Genomic DNA, 22,209 nt, shown 5'->3' on the forward strand with positions numbered 1-22,209 from the left:
AATATGTATCAAATCAATTACACCTTACCTGATAGTAAACAGATACGATCAAACCTACTAAAAATGACTCCTGATCAAGTGGAATTATATGAAATTATCTCAAAATATTTTTAGGGTGACCCAATGCGGAAGTCAAGAGGCTTTTTTATTTAAAAATATCCAACAAAATAGGCTTTAAGCCACTAAAGAAAAACTCAACGGCGATTACCATCACTATTAATCCCATCAAACGCATCATCACATTATTACCCGTCTCTCCTAAAAACTTAATGATCCGTGATGAGCTATAGTATATCAAATAGGTTAACAACAATACTAAAACCAAGGTGATTACAAACATTAGCTTTAACGAAACAGTGGTGGCATCTTCCATCAACACTATGGCATTGGTAATAGCTCCGGGACCACAAATCATAGGTATGGCCAAAGGTGTTATTGAAATATCATTTACATAGGTTTTAATTTCTGACTCATTGATTTTAACCTTCCCTAATCTTGCCTGTAACATATCCATTCCCATAATAAAGAAGATCACTCCGCCTACTATTCTAAAACTATTAACCGAAATGCCAAAAAACTTAAATAATAACTGACCTGAGAACGCAAAGGTCATGATAACTAAAAAAGATACAATTGTTGCTTTTTTAGCAGTCTTAACGCGGTGCTCTTGCTCTAATTCGGCTGTCATAGTTAAAAAGACAGGCATTGATCCCAATGGATTAATCAAAGTAAAGAATGATGTAAAAGCCAGCAATCCAAAAGAAAATAATTCATTCATAAACCATATATTATTTGGTGCAAATTGAAAATAAATTCAATATTAAAACATGATATTTTTCTTCTTATAACATCCAATGCTACTTCCTGTTATCAGATATACTTTTGAAAAATAGCAATCCAATCCTTTTCTGTGCTTGTTACACACATGTTAGCCAAATCCAATTGTTGCATAACACCATACACTCACTCACAATACCTATCTATTCATCTAACAATTTACATACTATATCAAAACCAAAGACAATTTTCTTTACAAACCATTGACATTGATATGAAAATTAACGTAAATTGCTCTTTGCATTAAACTAATACTCACTACAAAGAAGCGATCAGGAGGAGATAAAAAAAACGTTTTTTGAAATCCTTAAATCCAGTAGTCATGAAACACGCTTCTACTCTTTTGATTTTTATATTGATAATTGGTTTTTCTAACTCAATACAAGCAGGTGAATTAGGCGGAACCATAAGCTCAAACACAACCCTGATCGAAGCTGACAGTCCGTACATTGTTACAAGTAACGTAATAGTCAATCCGGGTATTACTCTTACCATTGAAAACAATGTAGAAGTGAGGTTTGGCGGCAACTTCTACATGGATGTAAGGGGCACGCTCACTGCTACAGGAGCCACCTTTACGGCTGATACAGAGACGCCTGTCCCGGGGTTTTACAACGAAATATTTGTAGGATACGGCTCTACAACAGGAGAAATAAACCTGAACAACTGTATTGTTGAATACGCAAGGCGCATCCACGTTAGAAACGGGAACCTCAACCTTAGCAACAACTGCATATTACAAAACTTTAGCGAAGTTGGGATAGACATTTACCAGAATGGTGTTTTGAATATTGACAACACTACTATTACAAACTGCACCTACCCTATTTATTTCCGAGATACTAATGGAGGAAATTTCAATGTGGGTGAAAATGTATTATTAAGCGGTAACACTGACGACTTTATTTTCATCAACTTCCGCGACCTGGATGAAGAAATGCACTGGCCTGATTTAGGCATCCCTTACTATTTTGATTCAGAGTTAAACATCCTGTCCTCAGGGCATCTTTTTATTGAGCCAGGTGTAGAAATACAGGGAAACACCAATGCCTTTTTTAATGTAAACGGAAGGATAAATGCCATTGGAGAAGAAAACGACAAAATTTTATTTACCACAAGAGAAGGCAATAGCTATTGGAGGGGAATCAATGTAAACGATGCATCTATTGATGAAGACTGCATTATGAGAAACTGCATATTTGAAAACGCTGCCTACAACAGCCAAAGTCTCAGCGCCATGGCCATAAGCGACGCTTCACCAACTATTGACAGCTGCGTATTCAGGGGAAATAGTTATAACCTTGAAATACGGGGAAGAAGCTTACCCGCATTCTCAAACAATTCCTTTGGCGCATCCATTCAAGTCAGTGCTTATCCCTATAACATATCCATGGACATGAATGCCGAACCATCCTTTACCAATGACACGGTACACTTCAACAACCTGGAGGCAAGAGCCATCAATATTTTTTCCAATACTGTTGTGCATGACGGACATCTAAAAAAACTGAATTTTTATAACCTGGAAAACATCACCTATTTACTAAATGGCTCTACAACAGTAGACGCCTCAGGATCGCTGACCATTGACCCAGGTATTGTAATTAAGTGTGGAAGGTACGACTATAACATTATTGCCAACGGTCCTATTCATGCAAGCGGAACAGCATTAGAGCCCATTATTTTTACACATATTAATGATGATGATTATGGAAATCCGGCAGATACATACAACAACGGCACTTCATCAATATCCAGATCCAACAGTGGCCGACTACACATAAACAGCAGTGAATTGTCTACTTTAGATCATTGGATCATAAGATATGGAGGCTACAATAGTGATAATTTTGCAGTGTATGTCAGAAATAACAATATTTTAAGAAATTGCCTGATAGAAGAAAGTAACAGAGCTGTGTATTTTGCAGAAAACGCACAGATCACAAACAACCGTTTCGAAAACATTACCTGGCATCCTGTATCCAGATATTTAAATGAAGGAACACCCATATTATTAAACAATTCCATAGATAACGTGGGTTATAATGGCATCATGTTATATGGAATAGCAACCGACACCGTTAATCTGTATCCAATGAACTTTGCAGGCTACCCCAATGTTGCCTATACCATTGACAGAAACATTGTTATCCCAACCAATACTATTGTTAACATTGAACCGGGCACCGTTTTTAAGTTCTTTGGCAACGGAAATATCAACGTTGATGGAGGCTTTAACGTTGATGGAACAGAAAGCTCAAAAATAATCTTTACCTCAATCAATGACGACTCTGCAGCCGGAGATACCAACTTAAACGGTACGGCATCCGTTCCAAGTGCAGGAAACTGGCAGGGTATATACTATAACGCAGGTTCACTGGATAACATAAACCGGTTTGACAATTGTGAAATCCGGTACACCGGGCATGGACTTACCATTACCGATTGCTTTGTTGAGGTGGATTCATTATTGATGAATTTTTCAAGCAGCAATGGAATAAAGATATATGGAAATGCCAATCCTTCAATAACCAATTCCAGGTTGTACAACTTAAACTATGCCCCTATTCAAATGGATCTGTTTGCCGAGCCTACCTTCTCGGGCAACGAAGTGGCCAACGTTCCTCAAATTGGCATCAGTTTAAGAGGACAAACCATTAGCGGCACAGTACCTGTAAGAAACTTTGCAGGCATAGATTCCATTACCTATTTGGTAGATGGACATATGACAATAAACGACCATTTGATTATTCCGGCCGGATTAACATTCAAATCCAATACCGATATAAGATGGTATGTAAACGGCAGACTTGATATTCAGGGAACAGCTGAAAAACCTGTGGTGTTTACCTCCTACCAGGACGATGCCTACGGCAACCCTAACGACCTTGAAGCCAATGGGCTTGGAACACAATACAACAGAGGTTCCCATATCTATTTTTATGATGGCAGCGATGATGCAAGTACTATCTCCCATGCCATTTTCAGATACTGTTACTCAAACGCTGTAAAATGCTACAACGCCTCTCCAACCATTGAAAACACCCTGTTTGAGCAATATAGCTACCAAGGCATTACACTTTCCGGATCCAGTAATCCAGCCATAAACAACTGTACTTTTAATAACATCGCCTTTCCTGTTGCAACCTCATTAGTTACCTACCCAAGCAACCAAAGCGGCAACGTTATTTCCGGCACAACCGGCAGAGGTATCCGTGTTTTTGATGAAACCCTATCGCAAAACATAACAGTAGATCAACATAGTTTTGCAGGTATAGATAACATCCCTTATATATTCAACAACTACACTATTGGAACCAGTTCCATTCTTACCGTAAGCCCAGGTGTGGTATTCAAGTTTCTACCCAGCGGATATTTAAATGTAGATAAAGGGCTGTTGGCAATTGGAGGCTCTGAGCCTGAAAACAGGGTTGTTTTTACGGCAGACAGAGATGATTATTATGGTGGAGATACCTATGGGGACGGCGACAGTAATTTACCAGGCCTCAGCCATTGGCGTGGAGTTGCCTTTAACAATGTATCTATTAACGCAGAATGCCAGCTGGAAAACTGTGTTTTCAGATATGCTACCCACAACTATTACAGTACGATATACAGGGGTGCAGTTAGCTTTGACAACGCCTCACCTACCATAAGAAACTGCCTGTTCGACAACAACCTGGTAGCTATCAGGTCTGCCAATACATCTATTCCAATTATTGAAAATTGCGACTTCATTAATTTCCATGCCTCCGAAGGATATTCTGTATTAAACAGCACTCCGGCCAATCTAATTTCAGCTACCGATTGTTGGTGGGGCGACCCTTCCGGTCCATACCATGCCTCTTTAAATCCTGATGGTCTGGGAAAACGCATATCCGATGGTGTAGAATTTGCTCCGGCAGCCAGTTCTCTAGGGCTCCCTGTAATTGGCGATGTGAGTTTAAATGGAGAAATTAAACCTTATGATGCATCCTTAATACTGCAACACAGCGCAGAAATAATCACATTAAGCACCTTACAACAAAGCGTTGCTGATGTAAGCGGAGATGCCAGTATTTCCAGCTATGATGCCTCTCTCATTTTACAGTATTCAATTGGGTTAATCAGTGAATTCAATGCCATTGAACAACCACTGGCTTCCCTTAAATCAACAGAACCGGTTGGTTTGTCAATACAAGCCGATGACATTACTGCCACCTCAAACATTTTTGATGTATGTATGGACATAACAACTGCTACACATACCAAGGCGCTTGACTTAAAATTCTCTTCCGATCCATCCCATATCAGGCTAAAATCATGCGACATGAGCCAAATACCAGCAACTATTATGCTGGCCCAGGGTTACAATGATACAAGTGGAGATATTGCCATATCCATGGCCTCATCTGAGAACCTTAATCTATTTCAGACTCAAATCAAACTCGTGTTTGAATGTGTTAGCACCAGCATTGAAAGCTCATTAATTGAATTAACGTCGGCTTTGAGCAACGAAAACCAATGCCCCGAAGAACTATCTATCAACGTGGTTACTCCTATTGCCAACATTTTGGGTTTACCAGAAGGCATTAACAAACTTAATGTGTTCTATCACAATAAGAAATTGCACCTGGATATAGAGAGTACTGCAGATATTCCTCCATCTACTATTTCCGTAGTCAACACCTCCGGAAAAGTAGTTCATCTGTTTAAAATTGAAAACTTTGCCAACGGGCTTCATAGCTTTAATTTACCAGTTAACGAAACACTTGGTTCATCGGGAATTTACTTGATTACCATAAGCAATGCCAAATTCTCTATTACCAAAAAGTTAATGATTAAGTAATCATTCCCAGGGAAGAAGTGCCATTTGGGGCACTTCTTCTCATAAATTATAAAGCTATGGATACATATTTACGATATATAAAGCTGGTGCTTGGGGCGGTTATTTTTTCCATATGCACCAATATTCAGGGACAGGCAATTTCTGTTGGTGTACAAATAGAAGACATCAATATTGAAGAAAAAGAAACATTTAGCATTGCTGTTCTTGCTGATACCTTGCTTACTGATGAAGAGATATACTCTTACCGGTTTTACATAACCTACAACACTTCATATCTTGAGTTTAGCCAGATTACTGGTCCGGGCATTGTATTAAGCGATTGGGGGATGCCAACAATTAATGCTTCCAGTCCCGGAACTATTATTGTTGCCGGCGCGGGTGCTACTCCACTCCTGGGCAACGGAAACATGTTTAATCTTGAGTTCCACTCCTTGAGGTCAGGAGGAACCTATGTCAGTTTTAACACCAGCCAAAGCTACTGGAATGAAGGTGATCCATTGATCAGTTTCGAGAACGGATACGTATATGCCTCAGCAAGGTCGCTACCAAATATTTATCCCGACAACCAGAATATGTTTGTAGGGGATGAAGTTACGCTTTCTGTATCAGGCGGATTACCCCCATATACCTTTGCAACCACCGATGCAGGCATTGCACAAATCATAAATGACAATACCCTTCAGGCTACAGCTCCGGGTAAAATAAAAGCGTTTGTTACAGACAACAACGGTGAGGTCAATTATTCAACAGGCCTATTTGACATCAGGGCAATCAGGATGACTATGCCTGATAATATTACAGCCTGGCCATCAGAGACTGTAAACTTTCCCCTTAATATTGAAATTGCACCAGGAACTACCATCTATTCAGGCAGTATAGATATCACCTATCCTTCCGGGGTTACAGCAACTGAAGACGCTTTGCAACAAGGTGTTTTTCCACTGTCGTTTGAACGGCGAAACCTGAGCAACAAAGTCCGGATTTCCTTTGCTTCAGCCAATGGGATTACAGGAAGTGGCACACTGGTTTACATCCCATTTATTGCCAATACCAGCGGCAACCATTACATCCAGTACCAAAGCACCATTTTTAACGAAACACTGTTATCCTTTAACACCAACGATTATATCCGGGTCAATACCTTACCGGTACTGAGCCTTACTCCCTCATCAGGCTCTTTGCACTGGGGAGAATCAATTAATATAAATGTTAACAACGGAACTCCTCCTTTTTCTTATTCTGTTTCCAATGATCAGGTAGCATCAATTGACAATACAGGTTTATTAAACGGTCTTTCCGGTGGAACAACACAGGTTACCGTTGAAGATAATTTGGGTGCCACCGTAACCAGTCAGACATTTACCATATACGACCATAATGTATCCATAAATAATGCAGATGGTACTTTAGACTTTAATACAGTTGTACCCATAACTACATCCCAATTGCCGGTCAACAGGGATTTATTCAGCTTTGAAGCCTCCGTTTCATTCCAAAGCAATTACCTGGAATTTATTGGAGTTGAAGGAGGAAATCCTCAAATGGGCATTGAAGCCCAGGTTGAAGGAAATACCATCCTTTTGGCAGGAGCAACATCTGCAGCCATTTCTTCAGGGAATGTATGCAACCTCCTGTTCAGAATTAAAAACACCCTTAACCTTTACGGCAGTACCAATATCAATTTCAACTGGTTTAAAGCCAACGAAGCAACATTATATACCACATTACAAAACGGGGCCATTACCAGAGTTGACCAAACCAGCTACAGGCCCGTAGCTGATGCAGGGTCAGATTTTTCAGTAGACGAAAACTCGGTTGCCATTTTAAACGGTTCAGGCTCTTACGACAACGATGATGACCCCATAACCTACCTATGGACTGCCCCGGCCGGAATAGTGCTTAACGATGCTACTTTGGCAAACCCGGCGTTTACCGCTCCCGAAGTACACGTTAACACCCCACTCGAATTCACCTTAGTTGTAAAGGATGGCACCTCCGATTCTGACTATTCAAGAGTTACTGTAACTGTGGTACAAATAAACAAAGCCCCTATAGCAAATGCAGGCACTGATGCCTCATATCCAGAAGGAGCATCAGTTGAATTAAACGGCTCAGCCTCTTACGACCCGGATCTTCAGCCCATATCATACACATGGGAATCCCTTGACGGAGTGACACTGTTCAATACCAGCAGCAGCACGCCTTCATTTATTGCACCACAGGTTTTAACGGATACTGAGTACCGGTTCAGGCTAACGGTAAGCGATGGGCTTGTTACTTCTGAAGCCGACACAATACATGTCACTATCCTGCAAGTAAACCAACCTCCTTTAGCTTTTGCCGGGGTTGATTTAATTGTTGATGAAGAAACAGTTGTCCAACTGGATGGATCCTTATCATCCGACCCGGATGGAGAAAGCATAACTTATTTATGGACAGCCCCCCCTGAGGTTAGCCTTTCATCAACAACGGTGGCAAATCCAACCTTTACGGCACCTGATGTCCGTTTAGATTCTTTATTAAAGTTTACTTTGATAGTCAACGATGGCCACACCGATTCATCTCCGGATGAAGTTATCATTTACATCACCAACACCGATGAATTAAGCAGTGATGCTTTCATTGAAAACGTAAGTCTTGCAAATATGGAATCGTTTTCAATTAATGATATTAATTCAACCGTTACCTTGTTAATGCCATACGGATATGACATCAGGGGATTAAATCCTGATTTTGAGCTATCGCCCTGGGCAACCATTAATCCACCGGGTGGAAGCATGCTCGACTTCACAATACCACAGACTTATACCGTAACAGCAGAAAATGGCACAAGTAAACGGGATTGGACTGTAAGCGTTAACATACCTGAGATAACACTTTCCAGGAGCATTAATGCAGGATGGAATTGGCTATCCCTATCAGCAAGGCCCGAGAACTCAGGCATAAGTGCTATCATGTCAAGTCTGTCATTCACAGACAGGGATTACATCAAATCCCCTTATAAATCAGCTACCTGGTATAACGGCGTTGGCTGGTACGGTGATTTAACCGAATTTCCATACTACCTTACCGCACAGCATAAAAAAGCCACATCAGGAACCTGGCAAATAACAGGAAAAGAAATAAATCCAACCCTCGAATCAATTTACCTTGTTTCAGGATGGAATAGTCTGCCATACCTGTTAAAAGATGACGCAGATATTAACAGTGCCATTATCACATCCGGCATACCTGCCGGCAATCCTTTAATCAAAGGCGAAGAAGGATCCTCGGTATATTACCCTGAATCAGGATGGGAAGGAGACATACAAACGCTTAAGGTGCTACATGGATACAAATTCAAATCACCATATTTTGGAAGCTTGAAGTATGATCCTCAGGCAATTTCTTCTCCTCCAATAAATATTGAAGTACTCAAGTCTTCAATTTCCGATTATTCATTCAGCAATAAATTTGAGTTTTCTTCCACCATAATAGCAGAACTCACAAATAACACAGGAACATCAATCACCCGGAATGGCGACTGCATAAAGGCCTATTGCGATGGTGAATTATGTGGCCAGGCAAATGCTTTGTATATAAAAGCTTTAAACAGGTATATTTTTATCCTTACCTATTACTGCAATAAAACCAATGCAGATATTGAGTTTGAAGCCATACAAAACAACAACAGCTACCGTATTGACTATTCTGTTGCATTTAAAGCTGATGATGTTGTTGGTGAAGCTTACAAACCCATTGAGTTTGTTTTACCTATCTCAACAGGTGACAATCCGGAGGATAGCGCACAGGCTCTAAATATATCGCCTAATCCTGCCAGCAGGCACCTCGATGTTAAATATCGCGTCTTAATTAACAGCATCACAATTTATAACACTGCAGGCTCTGCAGTCTTCCAACAGAAAATTAATTCTGAATCCTGTCATATCAACATAGAGTCTTTAGCTGATGGTTTATACTTTATTGAGCTGAAACTGGATAACGAAAAAATCCTCCGTAAGTTCATTAAAAAAGTAAAGTAACTACCTATAACTAACGACCACTTTAAAAGTTTGTATTATGGAAAACGGCAACAATATATACACCGCAGGCAAAACACCAACCAAAAGCTTGGTTGGGAAAAAGCCTATTCATTTGACCAGATGTGTCTTTTTACTCATATCCATTTTTATAAGTATTCATTCCCTGGCAACAATCAATCTGCCCAACATACCATCGGCAGCAGATTTCGACCGGCTCTACGAGTTTAATACAGAGCTGGCCGTCAGGGTTAACCTGGATGACGCTTATCTGGAATCCGGAGCTATAATTGCTTACATTGGCAACCAAATCCGGGGCGCCCAAACAGAATCAAAAGTTTTTCCTTTATCCGGAGATAAAGTATACAAACTACGCCTATATAGCAATAGTGCCTCCGGAGAGGTGATGACTTTAAAATATTACGACATTTTTAATGATAAAATATATGATATCACCGAAACCATAACATTTACTTCAAATGAAGTACCTGATTTCGAAAACCCTACCATACTCCATGCCTTCTGTCCCACTCCGGTGGTTGCCACTTTAGTTTCGCCCGGAAACAATACCACAGGACTGGACAACAGGGTCAACCTCTCATGGACAACATCTTCCGAAAACACCCATTATGGCCTGTTATTATGGAAGAACGGCGATCCACAACCCACAACCACCTATTACTCTAACATATATACTGCCTATACAACAGTATACAATTTAAATAATGCACAAGCGTACAACTGGCGTATTATTTCGTACAATGGATGCAACAGCGACACCAGCGAAACATACTCCTTTAGTACCCGGATTATTCCGGATCTACATGTTATTGGAACTACAACACCTTCACCTGTTCAATCTGCAACTACTTTTAATATTCAATACTCCGTTCAAAACACAAGCGACGGACCTACTACCGAGAGCCGTTGGTATGATGGCATCTATATTTCAGAAGATGATATTTATGATGGATCTGACTTATACCTCGGCAGGGTAGTAAATGAAACCCCTGTTGCTGCCAATTCAAGTTACAACAACAACCTTGACGTGATTTTACCTGCCGAATCTGAAGGCACCTATCATATTTTTGTATTGACAGATATTTACAACAACATAAAGGAAACCAACAACACCAATAATACTTCCGATGCACAACCCATCGTCGTTGAACTAAAGCCTCTGCCCAACATTGGCCTTACTGAAATAACTTTTGACAAAACAGAGGTGCAGCCCGGCGACAGCATTACTGTTTCGTGGACTGTAGAAAACAGCACTGCCATTCCTGCCGAAGGAGGATGGACTGAGAAAGTCTCATTAAACACGCTTTCCGGAATAAAAATCCAGCTCACTGGGTCTCCTTCATATCAGAATGTGCTGGATGGCAGCGCTTCCGTTTTACGCTCAATGAAGTTTAAAATACCTAAAACCTTGCCATTTAGTGGTAATACCCATTTTGATGTAGAACTATTCCCCAATGCTCAGTTAATAGAAGAACCCGGAGGTGCAAGTAACAACACCCTCACTTCCCTATCCACAGTTAACATTGGAAGTCAGTTATATATTTCAATGCCAACTTACGAGCAAGCCGAAAATTCAGGGACACAACTCAGATGTCAGGTTTCAAGGAGCAGCAACAGCGCCACCCCTCTTGACGTCAGCTTATCCGTTGATGTTCCGGGACAAATAACCATCCCTTCCAATGTCACTATCCCGGCAAGCAGTTATAATGCCATATTCTATCTGTCGATGGTTGATAATGCCATCTTAGATGGATCCAGGATTGTTCAAATAACAGCCAACGCAGCAGCGCATGGAGACACTACGGTAGCATTTACGGTCCACGACAATGAAATTGCTACCATATCAGCATCTTTCGATTCACAATCCGCTTTTGAAGGCGATGAACTACCCCTTACTGTATCCCGCAACCTTATAACCAACGATGATGTTATCATCACCCTTTCTACTCAAAAACCAAATCAGTGGTCATTTGAAAAAAGTGTTACCATACCAGCCAATGAGGTATCAGTAGAAACAATAGTTACAATAACCGATGATGACATTCCTGAGCTCAATCAGGAGGTCTCCATTATAGCATCCTCTCCAGGGATGAACCAGGGACAGGCATCTCTATTGATTAATGACGATGATATTCCCGGAATTGAATTCGAGATTTTTACCGATACCATTTCTGAGTCCGGAGGGCCATATGCCACTATGGGCGTTGTGCGGAAAACCGATCCTGAGGATAAAAATGTCAGGGTCAGGCTTACTGCGAGCTCTGGCAACCAAATATATTACCCTGCAGATATCAACATACCGATTGGAACTTCCGAAACCCAGTTTAACATTGGAGCCATTGACAATGCCTTAGTGGACGGCAACAGGGTAATAGATTTAACCTGTGCCGTATATTTATCCTCATGCAACTGTACAACTACCGAAACAAACGGGGGAATTTTCTCTGACGGGATCACTATACTGGATAACGACGGCCCTTCATTATCCGTTACATTCAACCCCATTTCACTACCCGAAGGCAAAGCAGATGCCGGACAAATGAATATCTACAGAAACACCCCCACAGATGAACCTCTTACGGTATACTTATTTCACAACGATGCATCAGAGCTAAGCTTGCCTCCTTCAATTGTTATTGAACAAGGTCAGTCAACTGCCCAGGCAACCATTTCAACGTTAAATGACGATGTGGAAGACGGGAATCAGATGGTGAATATAAAAGCCGAAGCAGCGGGGTTCTCACCCGGCATTGGATGGGTATATGTAACCGACCAAAACAAACCAGACCTGGAGCCCACCGATCTTACTTTAAGCAGTACTACCACATACACCGGCGAACAAATAGAAGTCCGATGCAATATATTGAACAACGGATTTGCTCCCGCTCCATCCGGCGTTGCCATCGAAGTTTATCTATCAGAAAACAATCAGATTGACAGCAACGATGAAGTTATAGGAAAATACCAATTGGCAGCCCCTATTGCTGCTTCTGAATTTTTTGAATTCTGGGAACTGATCACCATTCCTGACCAAACCGGTGATTACTACATTCTGTTAAAGGTAAATCCCGATTCAAAAAACACAGAGCTTGTGTATATCAACAACCAGAGCAATGCAGCTGAATTAACCATCCTGCCCAGTTATAGCGCCACTGCCATTGTTGACGAAACTCAATTTTTAAGCGCAGAACCCATAACCATCTATGGAGCCGCAACTTCATACCAGGGAGATCCTATGCCCAATACCGATATTGATGTTTATCTTATTTCAAACGGCATCAGGGAGGTTATTGAAGTTACAACCAACGAAGCAGGCGACTACACCACAATATTTGAACCATTAGCCTCTGTGGCTGGTCATTATAGCATAGGAGCCTGTTTCCCTGATGAAGATACCGATCTGGTACAGGATGAATTCGACATACTGGGCATGAAACGCATTGGAGACAGGTATCTGATCTGGGACATCCTCTTTAATGTAGACAATCCTGGAACAATCACAATGCAAAACAGGAGCAGTGTTGATTTAACAAATGTAATTTTTAAACCCACCTCTCCCCCTGATGGTTTTGAACTAACCATAGATACTATTGATATACTTCCCGGAAACGGGGAAGCAGCTTTCAGTTACAACATTGTTGGCAGTATACTTACCGAAGGCAATGATTATATTGAAATCCCTGTAAATATATCCAGCAACGAAGGCGCCTCCCATAATTTTGTATTATATTATTATTGTCAGTCGCAAAAAGGACATCTAAAAGCATCCCCTTCGAGCATAAACACCACAATGACTAAAAACAAATCCCGGCTATATGAAATCGAAATATTTAACGATGGTGCAGGAGAAACAGGCGAAACAGTAATTTCCATACCGGATCTGGAATGGATGTCGTTAGTCAGTCAGGATACCATTGAAACCATAAATCCCGGGGATACGGCAACCGTTACATTACAGCTGTTACCCGATGAAAGCATCCCATTAAACACACCTCTGTCGGGTTCAATAGCAATCAATATTGAAAACGGACAGGGAGTTACCATACCATATCGTATTGAAACCGTTTCTGAAGAAACAGGAAACCTTTTGGTTGATGTGGTTGATGAATATACTTACTACACAGAAGAAGCACCTCATGTAGAGAATGCACATGTTGTATTACGACATCCTTTTAGCGGAGCAGTAATTGCAGATGGCTTTACTGCTGCAGACGGAACATTTGCGGTAGACAATATTCCTGAAGGCTCATACAAACTCTACGTCCAGGCCGATAAACATGAAAACTACCAAAATGTTATCACTATTGACCCTGGCCGCACCAAAGAGCAAAAAGTATATTTAAGCTTCCAGGCCATTACCTACACCTGGGAAGTGATCCAAACCGAAATTGAAGATGAATATGAGGTTGAACTTATTATGGAATTTGAAACTAACGTTCCTGTTCCTGTTGTAATAATGGAAACTCCTAAAGAAATGCCTGCCCTAATTGGTGATGAAACCTATACCTTTATGGCTACCCTTACCAACAAAGGCCTTATAACAGCCCAAAATGTAGAACTAACATTTCCTACAGATCCGGAATATGAGTTTATTACCAACTATTCCACTATGGATCTTTTGGCACAACAGGCCATCCAGGTTCCTGTTATTATGAGAAGAAAAGATGCCTATTCATCCCCATCAGCACAATTAAAAGCATCGAGTGCAACACAGGGAGTAACTAACTGTAGAGATGTTTTTGTGGCCACTTACGAATGGGAATGCGGTGAAGATGGCAGGTGGCAAAAAACAAGAACCGGCTTTGTATATGTAGGCAGGGTTTGCGATGGTACAGGTGTAGATACAGATCCTTTGGATGGTGGTGGTTCGTTAGTCCTTGGTCCTGTACGGGGCACTGGCCCAGATGGTGGCTCCGGCCCCTATACAGGTCCGGTCCCTGTTATTGAGCCAACAACTGCAAGCTGTCAGGAATGTATCGAAGGATTATTCTGGGCTTTAGTTGGATGTGTCCCTGGCGGATCCGTTCCTTCCTGCCTGGGTTCCTTCAGAGATGGAATAACTGTAAAAGAAGCGGTTATCTGTGCTCTTGGGGTGCTTAACGCTCCGGGCAATTGTGCCATTGGAATAACTGATGCCTTGATTACCTGTTTCAACTCCATTTTAAATGGCCCGGGCGGTGCTGTAGGAGGCTTGGCAATTGAGCTGCATAATCTTAAAGGTGGCCTTGAAGCAGCCGGGGATATGCCTCCTATAATTGAGCAAGCCGCAACCGACTTGTTATACGTTCAGCACGAAGTAGATGCCATTACAAGATATATGGATGAATACTTTGGCGCTCTGGATTGGAGGAACAAGGAAAGTATCCTGGATTTCACTGAACTTATTTATCATTTTATTGACAACAACCTGCCCATAACCCCAAATGATGTTGCTGTTATTAAAACCGGTATGGCAGACACCGACATTTTACCGGATGAAATTGACGCCTTTGTAACACGATGGAACCAAACAGTTTCCGCATGGAATCTGGGCATCTATTCTCCATCTGAAGAATACCCTGACATTATTGACAAAACGGTAATAAACGGCTGTTTTGATGATGCAGAAGTGGCACATACCTATGCCTCCGACCGCGGCTTTAATGATGTTGGTGATATGTACGACCAGTCCCTTATTGCCCTGAATGAACAGGTTGATGAAGGCCGAAAAAGTGTTTGTGCCTCTGTAACCATCAAAATATCCCAAAAACTCACCATGACCCGGGAAGCTTTTGAAGGTACTTTAACCATCTATAATGGAAATAAAGAAATCGCAATTGAAGAGGTAAACCTGGATTTAATGATATGGGATGAATATGGCCAGGTTAGCAACGACCTGTTTGAAATTGAAACAAAAGCCCTTGATATTTTAACCGGAATTGATGGTACAGGAAGCCTGGGTGCTGACCAGACAGGTAGTGCTACTATCCTCTTTATACCAGAAAAGGGAGCAGCTCCTACCGTCCCCAAAAGTTATTCTTTTGGAGGTACTCTGTCATATCTCGATCCTTTTACCGGAACTACTGTTACCAAACCATTGTTCCCGGTTACTTTAGACGTGCATCCGTCTCCTGACTTAACCTTGCATTACTTTATGCAACGAGATATTTTAGGCGATGACGCTTTAACTCAAGATGTAGTTGAACCAATTGTTCCTGCAGAATTAGCTGTAATGATTGAAAACAATGGCTATGGCACCGCTAAAAACGTGAAGATTGAATCAGCTCAACCTGAAATTATTGAAAATGAAAAAGGGCTGGCAATTCACTTTGAATTAATTGGTTCGAACCTGCAAGGCCAACCAACCCAGTTGGGATTAACAAATATCGATTTTGGAAATATTAATCCTATGTCTGCAAAAATTGGCCAATGGTGGTTTACCAGCGATTTACTGGGACACTTTATCAATTACGAAACCAAGCTTACCCATCTGGACAGCAGAGGAAATCCGGACTTAAGTCTGGTCAGTGGTGCCGAATTGCATGAATTGATAAAAAGCATCAGTGTTTACGGAGCCTTAGATGATGGCATCAATGATTTCTTAATAAATGAAATACAGGACGCTTATGAAGTTCCCGATGCAATATACCTATCTCAAGGTCAGGTAGTATTAGATGTAGAACAAGGTCAGGATGCTATCATGACAGGAAATGTAACCGGAGGAACAACAACCTTATTTGTTACCCCCGAACACATTGGCTGGAACTACATCAAAATAAATGACCCCGGACATGGCCTGTTTTCAATTAAAAGTGTGGTTCGTGTAAGCGACGATCAAATACTACCTTTAAAAAATGTATGGCTTACCCATGTCACCTTACCTGATGGCAAAGAGCCTGTATACGAAAACAAGCTCCATTTTATTGATGATTTCCCATCAATGAACATGCAGGAATACATTGTAACCTGGAAAGTCAATTCCGGTGTTCCGCCAAAAATTGTATCCATTGACAATATCCCTGAACAATTAGTTACTGAACAAGTTACCTCTGCCACTGTAACGTTCAGCAAACCAATAGATGCATCAACTTTTACGTATGAAGACATGACGCTCAGGCTACAAGGTGGTGCTGATATTATGAATTCTTCTGTAAGCATAACACCTATTGATGCCTACTCATTTGAGATAGACCTTACTCCTGTTACCACAGGTGATGGGTACTATGTTTTGAACATACAAGCGGCAGAAGTGAAAGACCAAATGGGCATCAAAGGGGAAGATGGCAAACAGGCTTCATGGACCCAGTTCCTCGGAGCCCCTGCTATTGTCCGGTTTATTGGCTTACCGGATGCTTTTGCCGGGCCTCCTTTCAACGAGATTGAAATAGAGTTTAATTTACCGGTAAACATTGCCACTGTTACACCGGACAGGTTTAGTATATCCAGAGATGGCGTAACTATTGATGACATCATTGAGGTAACACATCTAAGCGGAGATACCTTATTCAGGCTTTCCGGATTGGCCGATTTCATGACTATTGACGGATATTTTGAGCTTAGTGTGGACTTGACCGCCATAGAAAGCTCCACCGGAGTATTTGGATTAATTCACCAAAACACAAACTGGCGGATTGACACCACCCCACCGGATATATTTGAAGTAAGGCCAATATCAACATCCGGTTACGACAGGCAGCATTATGCTTCATTTGAAGTTGAATTTTCAGAACCGGTAACAAACTTTGGCTGGGATATGATTGACCTGTGGAAAAACGGACAAGAACTCCCACTTTCCCAGGTACATGTAGATAAAATCAATTCAAGCACCTGGTTACTGTCTCAATTCAGGTTACTCACCTATTACGAAGGCGACTATACCCTGCAAATCCATATGGAAGAAATCACTGATAGCGCCAGTCTATCCGGTAGTTCGGTCTACGAATACAACTGGACTGTCAACAGGGATGTGCCTGCAGAAGTTGAAAACCTTCACATAACACCAGACCTGGGAATATCCAATACTGATGGTATAAGCTCAGGAAGGGAACTTAACGCCGTAATGACCGTGATAGAGTCTGGCAATACTATTGAATTATACAGAAATGACAACGGAACCTTGATATTATTGGCTCAAAAAGAAAATGCTGCAGTAGGAACGCTTACCATGCCATTCACTTTGCCTTCCGGTGGCAATATGATCCTCGAAGCCCATGCCATTAACAGCCTGGATAATGCATCCATTGCATCCATCCCAATTTATATTGACGAGGCTCCTTTAGCGGCTACAATAAACGGTGCTCCTTCAGGCGAAGCAGACATGCATCCTGCATCAGTAAATATCATCTTTTCGCGGGATATACTTGAGAACACACTCGATAACAGTTTGTTTGAGGTACTGCACAATAATGTAGCCATAACATTGCCTGCTCTTACGGTAACTGCGGTTTCCGATTCAATATTCTCTGTTGAAGGCTGGAATAACCTGCCTCATTTAAAAGGAGAATATAAGCTAAGGCTAAACACTACTGCTCTTCACAAAAAAAGTAGCGGAATAGCAGGTGCCAACTGGATTTCGGTTACATGGACACTCAAAAGCACCAACAACATGCCTGTTGCAGATGCAGGAGCCGATTTGATGGTTACTGAAACAGGAACTTATCAATTAGATGCAACCGGATCCAGCGACCCGGACGGTGATGATCTTACGTATTTATGGTATACTCCTGAAGGAATTACCCTTGATAACGTAAACTCTGCCACGCCTCAATTCACTATTACCGAAGGTCACATTGACAAAACCTATACTTTTATATTAGCTGTTGATGATGGATATTCGGTACAAACAGATAAAGTGGATGTTATTGTTTTATTGGCAACTGATGTAGATGCTGACAATGAAAATCAGGAAATAAAGATATTCCCTGTCCCATCGGATGGATGGGTTTACATCTCTTGCTTACAAAAAATAAAACGGATTCAGGTCTTTAATACCAAAGGACAATCTGTGTATTTAGATTATCCTGATGAAGCAGAGATCTACCAACTTGAATTACTGGATTTGGATTATGGAATATACTATGTAGCAGTTTTTATCGACAAAAAAATTGTGTTGAAAAAAATTCTCATTACTCCATAATACTTCAATCTATACTCAGGGGAGCAGAGAGGCGAAGGGAACTGTCTCAAAAGTTTTCAAACAATATCCAACCACAAGGCTCCCTATAAACACAGAAACACAAAGATTTAATTTTCTTTGTGTTTCTTTTATCTAAAATCTAACGATCTATTGTTTTGTGTCCTCTGCTACTTTGTGTTTTTAATATTAAACTATTTGTACCATATAAAACTAACAAAGTGCTGATTTTTCATTTATAACAAATCACTTGCCAGCTCAGCCAGATAACTACGCTCTCCCTTAACCAGATTTACATGGGCAAAAATATCCTGTCCCTTCATTTTCTCAGTTAAATAAGCCAGTCCATTAGATGTTTTATCAAGATAAGGTGAATCAATTTGCTCTATATCCCCGGTAAAAATAATTTTGGTTCCTTCTCCGGCCCTCGTAATAATCGTTTTTACTTCGTGGGGAGTTAAATTTTGCGCTTCGTCAACAATAAAATATACATCCGATAAGCTACGTCCACGGATATAGGCCAATGGTGTGATTATCAAATGCCCGTCCCGCTGCATTTCTTCAATCAAAATATTTTCACGGCTCTTTTGTCCGTGGCTTCCTTTGATCACACTCAGGTTATCAAATAAAGGCTGCATATAAGGGCCTATCTTGTCGTTTACATCACCCGGTAAAAAGCCTAAATCACGGTTTGCCAACGGCACAATAGGACGAGCCAGTAAAATTTGCTTAAAACTTTTGTTTTGCTGCAAAGCAGCGGCCAAAGCCAACAAGGTTTTACCTGTACCAGCCTTTCCTGTCAACGACACCAGTTTTATATCCTGATTTGTTAAGGCATCCAATGAAAATGTCTGCTCAGCATTTCGGGGCTCTATACCAAAGGAACTATGTTTTTCCACCCTGACAATCAAGCTCCTGAATGGATCATAATGGGCCAAAACACTTTTATTGGCATTTCTTAAAACAAAATATTGATTTGCCGGCATATCCTTTATCGGAAAATCTTCTTTAGCCACGCCTTCCGAATTATACAAATCATCAATGGTTTTTGCATCAAACTCATCGTAAATCCTCACCCCTTTTTCCAACACTTCAATATTCTTAACCTTATCGGTTTCATAATCCTCACTATTTAAACCCAATGATTTAGCCTTCATTCTCAGGTTAATATCCTTAGAAACCAAGGTCACGATCCGGGTCTTAAACTCCTCCTTTATAAAAAGAGCAATAGCCAGAATTCTATGATCCGGAGATTTCTCAAAGAATGAATCCTGCATGGTTTGCGTAAAAGGCTTTCCTGTTGCTACAAATAGCTTTCCTTGCTTAGGGCCAAGAGGAACACCTTCTTTAAATAGTTTTTCACCTGAAATTTTATTCAAGTCTCTTACAAACTCTCTGGCCTGGTAATTAATTTGGTCATTACCTTTTTTAAATTTGTCTAACTCTTCAAGAACAACAATCGGTAAAATCACATCGTTATTTTCAAAGTTGTATATACATTTGTGATCGTGTAAAATCACGTTTGTATCTAAAATAAAAATCTTACTTTTTTTAGGCATAACTCAGAGGTTTTTAGTTCAACATTCTTAAAGATATTTATTTTTAGATGAAAAATTCAGTGTTTACTATTTAATTCGAAAATTTAAAGCTCGCGCAATATGGAATATCAAGAGGTACTAGATTTTATGTTTTCCCAACTCCCAATGTATCAACGCACAGGCAAAGCTGCCTATAAAGCTAACCTCGATAACACTTTAAAACTGGATGCCCATTTTAATCATCCCCACCAAAAATATAAGACCATCCATGTTGCCGGAACCAACGGAAAAGGATCGGTTTCTCACTGTCTGGCTTCTGTTTTGCAAACGGCAGGACTAAAAGTAGGATTATACACTTCTCCACATTTAAAAGATTTCAGGGAAAGAATTAAGGTGAATGGAGCATGTATTCCCGAAAAGGAGGTTATTGATTTTATTGCTGACAACAAAAACCTTATTGAAGAAACAAAACCCTCATTTTTTGAGATGACGGTTGCCATGGCCTTTGATTATTTTGCCAAAGCCCAGGTTGACATTGCTGTAATTGAAGTTGGTTTGGGCGGCAGGCTCGACTCTACAAATATCATTTCTCCTATTTGCTCTGTTATCACCAACATTGGGTTTGATCACACAGCACTCCTGGGTAACAGTATCGATTTAATTGCGAAAGAAAAAGGAGGAATCATAAAACCCAATACCCCTGTTGTTATTGGGGAGTATACCAATATTACAAAACCAATATTTACATCTATCGCCCAAAACAATAATGCCCCTATTTCATTTGCCCAGGATATATACAATATCCCACTGGCAATGAGAGGGGTTGATGCACGCCAGATTTTTCAGATATACAAAAACGACAAACTGATTATTGAGGATTTGAAACTGGATTTGTTGGGTTTTTATCAAAAAAAGAACATCAAAACAGTACTGGCCACTATTGACGTACTACAACAATTGGGGTATCAGATAACCGAAGAAATCATTTTCCAGGGATTGCACGATGTGGTTGGCAGAACAGGACTGCTGGGCAGATGGCAGATATTAGATCACAATCCTGCTGTTATTTGTGACACCGGACACAATGTTGACGGGATAAAATACTTAGTGGAACAAATAAAAAATACAGCCTATAAAAAACTCCACATGATCTGGGGTATGGTAAACGACAAGGACATCAGTTCGGTGTTACAATTACTCCCTACTGATGCCACTTATTATTTTGTCAGGCCAAATATTCCCCGGGGACTTGAAGCAGAAACATTACAAAAAGAAGCAAAAAATTACAATTTACATGGCAAATGCTATCCATCCATTAGTGAGGCCATAAAAAATGCAAAAAAATTTTCCACTCCTAACGATTTGATATTCATTGGAGGAAGCACTTTTGTTGTTGCTGATGCAATATAAAAGTGAAAAAATATTTTGCAAATATAAAAAAGACCTCTATATTTGCATCGCTTTTGAAAACAGGAGCAACACTAACAAAGGTTAATGATTGGTTTTCAAAAGAGTTATTGGGGCGATTAGCTCAGTTGGTTCAGAGCACTTGGTTTACACCCAAGGGGTCGGGGGTTCGACTCCCTCATCGCCCACTCAATAAAAAAAGCAAATCATTCCGATTTATTCGGGCGATTAGCTCAGTTGGTTCAGAGCATCCCGTTGATTTATCACGGGAGGGTTGGGGTTCAACTTAAAAAAAAGGAAAATAAAAGGGCGATTAGCTCAGTTGGTTCAGAGCACTTGGTTTACACCCAAGGGGTCGGGGGTTCGACTCCCTCATCGCCCACAAAGCCTTGCAAATTTTTGCGAGGCTTTTTTTATTTCACAAAACTCAACTTCATGCCTTGCCAT

Annotated in this window: 6 protein-coding genes and 2 tRNA genes; 6 read left to right on the plus strand and 2 right to left on the minus strand. The window is 40.7% G+C overall.

Going from position 1 to position 22,209, the window contains the following annotated elements; genetic code table 11:
- Positions 1-145 precede the first annotated feature (145 nt).
- Complete coding sequence (locus OM074_RS19470; RefSeq protein WP_301202292.1) at positions 146-778, minus strand: MarC family protein; 633 nt, start codon at positions 776-778, stop codon at positions 146-148.
- 381 nt (positions 779-1,159) lie between these two features.
- Between OM074_RS19470 and OM074_RS19475 the strand changes: the two genes are divergently transcribed.
- The 3 genes from OM074_RS19475 to OM074_RS19485 are packed head-to-tail and all read left to right on the plus strand — an operon-like array spanning position 1,160 to position 18,820.
- Positions 1,160-5,665, plus strand: a complete 4,506-nt coding sequence (locus OM074_RS19475) for a right-handed parallel beta-helix repeat-containing protein (RefSeq protein ID WP_301202293.1) — start codon at positions 1,160-1,162, stop codon at positions 5,663-5,665.
- Between the two features lie 56 nt (positions 5,666-5,721).
- Positions 5,722-9,687, plus strand: coding sequence for a PKD domain-containing protein (locus OM074_RS19480; RefSeq protein ID WP_301202294.1), 3,966 nt, complete (start codon positions 5,722-5,724; stop codon positions 9,685-9,687).
- Between the two features lie 37 nt (positions 9,688-9,724).
- Positions 9,725-18,820 (plus strand): CARDB domain-containing protein, encoded by a 9,096-nt coding sequence (locus OM074_RS19485; protein WP_301202295.1) that lies wholly within the window; start codon positions 9,725-9,727, stop codon positions 18,818-18,820.
- Positions 18,821-19,053: 233 nt separating this feature from the next.
- On the opposite strand, the gene OM074_RS19490 is transcribed toward OM074_RS19485, so the two are convergent.
- Positions 19,054-20,376 (minus strand): PhoH family protein, encoded by a 1,323-nt coding sequence (locus OM074_RS19490; protein WP_301202297.1) that lies wholly within the window; start codon positions 20,374-20,376, stop codon positions 19,054-19,056.
- A 99-nt stretch (positions 20,377-20,475) separates the two neighbouring features.
- Here OM074_RS19490 and OM074_RS19495 point away from each other — a divergent pair, with 99 nt between their 5' ends.
- The 3 genes from OM074_RS19495 to OM074_RS19505 all read left to right on the plus strand — a co-directional run bounded on the left by OM074_RS19495 (position 20,476) and on the right by OM074_RS19505 (position 22,144).
- Positions 20,476-21,765 carry a bifunctional folylpolyglutamate synthase/dihydrofolate synthase gene (locus tag OM074_RS19495; RefSeq protein WP_301202298.1) on the plus strand — a complete coding sequence of 430 codons (1,290 nt, stop codon included), beginning with the start codon at positions 20,476-20,478 and terminating at the stop codon, positions 21,763-21,765.
- Between the two features lie 110 nt (positions 21,766-21,875).
- Positions 21,876-21,950, plus strand: a tRNA-Val gene (locus OM074_RS19500).
- Positions 21,951-22,069: 119 nt separating this feature from the next.
- A tRNA-Val gene (locus OM074_RS19505) sits at positions 22,070-22,144 on the plus strand.
- The last annotated feature ends 65 nt before the right edge of the window (positions 22,145-22,209 follow it).

Origin of the sequence: Plebeiibacterium marinum (assembly GCF_026013615.1) — a bacterium.
GTDB classification, from domain to species: Bacteria; Bacteroidota; Bacteroidia; order Bacteroidales; family Marinilabiliaceae; genus Saccharicrinis; species Saccharicrinis marinus_A.

What these genes read in the sequence shown, in the direction of transcription:
- OM074_RS19490 (WP_301202297.1), bottom strand. Translation starts at nt 20,376, where the DNA reads ATGCCTAAAAAAAGTAAGATTTTTATTTTAGATACAAACGTGATTTTA.
- OM074_RS19485 (WP_301202295.1), top strand. Translation starts at nt 9,725, where the DNA reads ATGGAAAACGGCAACAATATATACACCGCAGGCAAAACACCAACCAAA.
- OM074_RS19470 (WP_301202292.1), bottom strand. Translation starts at nt 778, where the DNA reads ATGAATGAATTATTTTCTTTTGGATTGCTGGCTTTTACATCATTCTTT.
- OM074_RS19495 (WP_301202298.1), top strand. Translation starts at nt 20,476, where the DNA reads ATGGAATATCAAGAGGTACTAGATTTTATGTTTTCCCAACTCCCAATG.
- OM074_RS19480 (WP_301202294.1), top strand. Translation starts at nt 5,722, where the DNA reads ATGGATACATATTTACGATATATAAAGCTGGTGCTTGGGGCGGTTATT.
- OM074_RS19475 (WP_301202293.1), top strand. Translation starts at nt 1,160, where the DNA reads ATGAAACACGCTTCTACTCTTTTGATTTTTATATTGATAATTGGTTTT.